At 26.1% G+C, this 4,417-nt stretch carries 8 protein-coding genes; all 8 read left to right on the top strand.

Annotation, left to right across the window (positions count from 1 at the left end; genetic code table 11):
* The first annotated feature begins 63 nt into the window (after nt 1-63).
* Nucleotides 64-375, top strand: a complete 312-nt coding sequence (locus Q5F54_RS10985; protein WP_302334430.1) for a DUF2628 domain-containing protein — start codon at nt 64-66, stop codon at nt 373-375.
* 23 nt (nt 376-398) lie between these two features.
* The gene (locus Q5F54_RS10980) at nt 399-827 is read left to right on the top strand and encodes a hypothetical protein (protein WP_302334429.1); all 429 of its coding nucleotides are present in this window, start codon (nt 399-401) and stop codon (nt 825-827) included.
* Nucleotides 828-1,051: 224 nt separating this feature from the next.
* A complete protein-coding gene (locus tag Q5F54_RS10975; RefSeq protein WP_302334428.1) occupies nt 1,052-2,146 on the top strand; it encodes a YafY family protein in 1,095 nt (364 codons plus the stop codon).
* A 12-nt stretch (nt 2,147-2,158) separates the two neighbouring features.
* Entirely contained in the window at nt 2,159-2,665 is a 507-nt protein-coding gene (locus Q5F54_RS10970) for a hypothetical protein (protein WP_302334427.1), read from the top strand.
* 62 nt (nt 2,666-2,727) lie between these two features.
* A complete protein-coding gene (locus tag Q5F54_RS10965) occupies nt 2,728-3,075 on the top strand; it encodes a hypothetical protein (RefSeq protein WP_302334426.1) in 348 nt (115 codons plus the stop codon).
* A 20-nt stretch (nt 3,076-3,095) separates the two neighbouring features.
* Nucleotides 3,096-3,428: a hypothetical protein gene (locus Q5F54_RS10960; protein WP_302334425.1), complete on the top strand. Its 333-nt coding sequence runs from the start codon at nt 3,096-3,098 to the stop codon at nt 3,426-3,428.
* 103 nt (nt 3,429-3,531) lie between these two features.
* A complete protein-coding gene (locus Q5F54_RS10955; protein WP_302334424.1) occupies nt 3,532-3,870 on the top strand; it encodes a hypothetical protein in 339 nt (112 codons plus the stop codon).
* Nucleotides 3,871-3,947: 77 nt separating this feature from the next.
* On the top strand, nt 3,948-4,417 hold a 470-nt coding region (locus tag Q5F54_RS10950), incomplete at its 3' end, for a hypothetical protein (protein WP_331562766.1).

The raw sequence follows: 4,417 nt of genomic DNA, 5'->3' as shown, positions 1-4,417 counted from the left end.
ATATTTTTAATATTTAAAATTTTTATATAATAATCTCATAAGAAAAACATAAGGAGTGAAAAAATGATAATAAGATTAAAAAACGACATCGGTATGGTAAAAGAAGCAAAAATCGGTTTTAGCTTCACAACATTTTTCTTTGGACCATTTGTGCCAGCACTAAGAGGAGACTGGAAATATGCAGGTATAATGCTAGTATGTGCAATTATAACATCTGGAATATCTACACTAGTATTTCCGTTTGTATACAATAAACTTTATATAAAAGAATTGTTAATGAAAGGATTCTTACCAGCATCAGACAATGATAGAAACATATTAGTAGAAAAAGGATTTATTGTATCGAGTAAGGATGTAATAAGCGATAATATATAAAGATTGATAAAGGAGAAAACATAATGAATAGTCAAACGAAAGATTCTATACAAAAACTTGAGCATATAGAAAGTAGACTAAAACTAGCCAATGAAGCAGTAGAACTTATACATGAATTTGAAGAAATAGTAAGCGAAATTGGAATTAGTATAATGAGAGAAGTATCTATTAATGAAGAGAAACTTACAATAAAAGCAATTGACCCAAATGATAATGATTTAGAACTTGAATTATATGAAGTAGCAACAGTATACAGAAGTATTATTGATGGTTGTGGTCCCTGTGGAGGAATATTTGAAGAAGAAATTGACTTTAGAATAGATGATATAGAGGATGATTATAAAAATAAAAGTAAAGAAGAATTTTTAAATTATGTTGGACATTTATACTATGCAAAATATAGATGTATAGAAATATACGACAGATTACAAGATATTGAAGATGAAGCTTAGATTAAAATAGGTGTCGAGAAAATCGACAGTGTATATTTAGACGAAATATAGTAATAAAAACCGTTGGTTATTAAACTAACGGCTTTTATTTTATTAAAATTAATTTTTATGTAAAGTTTACCCAAAAATCTACGTATACATAAATATGTACAGACTACATATTGTGAAAAATTCAGAAAATTATTAAAATAGTAACGTAAATATTTAAGGAGCGACAACAAGAGATGAAAAGCAACGAAATTAATAATAATATTAAATTTTATATATTTTTAGAGGTTCTAAAGAAATATTCAAATATAAATCCACACGAAGAAATATCAAAAGAAGTAAAAAAAACAAAGTTAAATCATATGATATTATCTGTAAAAGAAATAAATGAAAAAATGAAAACTGAAATATATGAAAGAATGAATATAGAACTACAACAAGATCTTGACAGAAGAACTATATATCAATATGTTGATGATTTAAAAGAATTGGGATTTGAAATTACTACATATAAAGATAATAAAATTGGATACGCACTAGTAACTAAAGACATAGAGCGTTATGAATTAAGAATACTAGTTGATTCTCTATCAGCAAATAGATTTATGACTAAGAAAAAAACTGCAGAATTAATTGGAAAACTATGTAAGTTTCAAAATGAATATGCAGGATATGATTTCTACAAGCAAGTATCTATACCTGATAGAGCTAAATCTATAAATGAAGGAATTCTAAATAATATAAATAGTATAGACGCAGCTATAAGTAGAGGAAAAAAAATTACATTTAACTATTGTGATTATAATTATAAAAAAGAATTAGTATATAGAACATATAAAGATAGCGAAGATAAAAAACAATACACAGTAACACCAATAGGACTTATATTAAAAGAAGACCATTACTATTTAGTTACAACTCACAATAAATATAATGACTTAACAAATTACCGAGTTGATAGAATGAAAGATGTAATTGTACTAGACGAAGATGGAAGATCATTAAAAGAAATTAAAGGATATGAAGATGGAAAGTTTAATGCAGCTATATATGCTAAGAAAAACTTTAAAATGTTTTCAGGAGATGACTGTGAAGTAGTTTTAAGAATTAATAAGAACTTACTTAATTTAGTTATAGATGAACTAGGTGATGATGTTAAGTTACATAAGATAGATGATGACACTTTCCAAGCAAGGTTTAACGCACAGTACGGTACAGGTCTTACTAAGTGGGTTTTACAGCTAGGAGCAGATGCTAATGTTATAAGTCCTCCTGAACTTAGAGATGATGTAAGAAAGAGTTTAGAAGATATGATTAAGTTATATAGATAGGGAGAGTTATTAATGTCAATAAGAGGACGGAAACCTAAAAAAGAAAGTTTAGGAACATCATTTATAATAGAAAAAGTACCAGGTCTTAAAAGAATATCATGTAGCAATTGTATTAATTATAATGTTGATAAATCATGTGATGTAAAGCATGTTTTAATGAGCGAAATAGGGTATGATTATTGGAAACAATGTAATCAATTTGAATTAAGTAATGAATTTGATACAGAAGAAAATAGAGCATTAGCAGAAAGAACAAGAAAAAGAATAGAAAAAACTTATAAGATAGATAAAAATAAACAGGACAAAAAAAGAAAGAGTAGAGGAAATTCTGTTAAGGTAATAAAAGTAAAGAATGTAAAAAATAATAATGGCAAAAAAGTTATATCAAGGTTAACTGTACAACAAAGAAAGAAAAGTGGGGAAAGTTACCAAAAGGTTGCACAACATTTTGGAGTTAATAAAGAATTAATTAGAAAGATTGATTTAGGATTTTATGGACCGGGATATATAAATGAGTAAATAAAAATAGAGATAAGACTTTAATCATGTATATATATATAGCAGAAATCAGGAGGGAAGAAATGTTAAAAGGTAAATATACAAGATCAGAATTAGGAGTAAAACGTGGAAATATACAATGGAAAGTAAAAGTAAATAATGAAACGTTATTATTTGTAAATGAAGGAATGAATAATAAACCAGAGTCAAATTACATATACAGTAATCACTTAGATAGAGAAAATAATGTACTATATATGTGTAGAGATTGTGGAGGGGAGTGGGTAAAAAAGCTATTAAAAGATATAAGTGATACTAATGTAAGAATTTTTTATAGAAATAATAAAAAGCCTATATGGAGTGAATTTATATATGATAATATTATAGAAATAGAAACTGGATTTAAAGCGATAGGCAATAGTAGTAAATAATAAATATTAGGGAGAGAAATATGAATATATTACAAAGAGGATTAAAAAAAGAAGAAATAGCACAAGCAAAAAGATATATGAGATGGTATAGAGTAATAGATAATGAAATGAGACTATTTGTAAATCTAGGACTTGTAACAGATAAGGGAGAAATAGCTAATACAATAGATTACAAAAACAATAAAGCATACTTATGTATGGCAGATTTAGAATATAGTAAGAAATTCTATAATAAAAATAAACACTATAAAGTAAGATTATATGCTAAAAATGATGAAAAAAGCTTATATGATGAATATGAAGTAAAAGATTGGTTTCTAAGTGAAAAAGGATTAGAATTAGACTTAGCATAAAATATACTACTTACTAAAAGTAATTATATTTATAAGTATCAAAAAATAAGGGGAATTAAAATATGAAAGACAATACATACATATTCATATGCAACAATGACAAATGGAATTCTTTGACAATGTAAAAAAGGAAGGACATATAGAACCATGGAAATGCACTAAAAGCGTAAAACTAGGGGACAAGTTCTACATACACCTAGGTGGAAATAGCATAAAAGAAAAAGGCATAATAGCAACAGGAACAGTAGTAAGTGAATCATACATAGACATAGAAGAAGATGGTTTAGTAGCAGATTTACAAATAGAAAAAATCTTTGACAAGCCAGTTTTAAAATTCAAACAAGGAATGTATCAAGTTCAAGGAAGCTGTGCAAGACTTAGAGAAGAAATAATTGAAGAAATAGAAAAAGCTATAGAACTTAGTTTAGCTGAAAATATATAAATTAAAATACCTTTATTTTTATAAAGGTATTTTTTGATATAATTAAATATATAAAATACACTTTAAGGAGATTCATAATGGGAAGAAGTTGGGAAACTATAGAAAAGAAAAATCTTAATCATAACAACTTAGATCAAGAAGCAATAGACTTTATAAATACAATAAAAAATACAAGTATGAGTAAAAGCTACAAAATACCTTTACTATGGGCAGTTTATAATAACGGAAATATAAAGATAAAAATAGATGAAGATGACATATATAATTCCTTTAAAAAATTCTATAGCAATAAAGAAAATGCAAAAGACTTACAAGGTCAAAAAAGCACACAAGGATATGAAAACTGGGGTAAAAAAGAATATGTAAAACTAGCAAAGGACAACCCTATAAAACACCTAGTAGATAAAACAGCACAATACTTCCATAAAGAAAATGATATGTTATGCTTATCAGAAAATTTACAACAGTATATACATCAAAATGAATTTATAGAAGAATTTAAATATGCAATACAAAGTCTAGAAAATAGATACTTTAAAAGAAACTA

Origin of the sequence: uncultured Romboutsia sp. (genome assembly GCF_958366745.1) — a bacterium.
Lineage (GTDB): Bacteria > Bacillota > Clostridia > Peptostreptococcales > Peptostreptococcaceae > Romboutsia > Romboutsia timonensis.
The sequence above is the reverse complement of the archived record's forward strand: the minus strand, read 5'-3'. Positions and strand labels throughout refer to the sequence as shown.